This window comes from uncultured Campylobacter sp., assembly GCF_938018145.1.
GTDB lineage: Bacteria > Campylobacterota > Campylobacteria > Campylobacterales > Campylobacteraceae > Campylobacter_A.
Genome location: NZ_CALIII010000139.1, coordinates 1 through 1,067, shown reverse-complemented (window position 1 = coordinate 1,067; position 1,067 = coordinate 1). Strand labels below are relative to the sequence as shown.

The following is a 1,067-nucleotide window of genomic DNA, read 5'->3' as shown; positions in this document are numbered from 1 at the left end:
TCAGATATTTTTGCAAACGCGGCCCAGACGGCGAGATAGAGCTAAGCCATGATGGCGAAGGATTTGACGAAAGCTACTTTTCGCAAGAGGATTTTGCGCGGCTGTGCGGTATGAAATTTAAGCTAGGCGGCGAGGTTTCGCCATTTTACGGCTGCTTTAGCGAGCTTGATGTGACCGTAGGCGGCTATCCTCAGTGGGTGCAGGACGCCGAGTACATAACCTGCCCTAGCTGCGGCGGGACGATGAAGCACCTAGCGCAAATCCCGTTTGGCGAGATGATACAGGGCGAAGGGGTCATATACGTGCAAATTTGCGAGAAATGCGAGGTTTTGGGCGGCTGCTTTCAGTGCACGTGAGGCGGACCAATTAGCTATAATGCGAGTAAAATTTGATTTAAGGAGAAAATATGGGGTTATTCGGTTTTGGCAAAAAGGCTGAAAAAGCGCAAATCCCAAGCACTTTTGCCGGCAGAGTGGATAAATTTTGGGCGGAATTTAGCGGCGTGATAGATGAGATCAAGGCCGATCTGGCGGCAAAAGAGTTTGAAAAGGCGATGCAAAAGACCGATGAGAAGCTTCGCATCTGCCTTGCGGAGCCATACTTTATGACGGGTCTCGCGGGCGATAAGCTTGATCTGGTGCTAACTCCCGAGGGCATGAGACACCGATTATTTTGGCTAAGCTTCATCAAAAACGCTATGCCTAAGCAGCTTGAAGGGAGAATGCTCTGCACGCTCGGAAAGCCGCGCGCACCGCGAGGTATCGGCGGGATCGAGATGTACGATACGCGCGTAAACGCCGAGGAGTCGATGATCTACGCGCAGTTTAACGAAAGCGACGTGGATATTAAAATTTACAACGAAAACCTAGCGGCTCTGCTCGCGCAGGACGAGGGCAAGGCTTATAACCTTAGCTTTATCCTGCTTGACAATATGATCGGCGAAACGGCGATCATAAATACACTAGGCGAGCTTGAGGTGTTGGCCGGGCCCGAAGAAAACGGCGTACCGCTAAGCGAATTTGCCGATCTGGTCGATGAGAAATTCGGCGAAAGAGCCGCGCGCGAAC

The 1,067-nt window shown here is 51.5% G+C and carries 1 protein-coding gene and 1 pseudogene; both read left to right on the top strand.

The window, feature by feature from the left end; genetic code table 11:
• Positions 1 to 356: pseudogene (locus Q0338_RS03105) on the top strand (cytochrome C); the annotation flags it as partial.
• Positions 357 to 406: 50 nt separating this feature from the next.
• Positions 407 to 1,067 (top strand): hypothetical protein (locus Q0338_RS03100; RefSeq protein WP_298085483.1); only part of this gene is annotated, 661 nt, incomplete at its 3' end.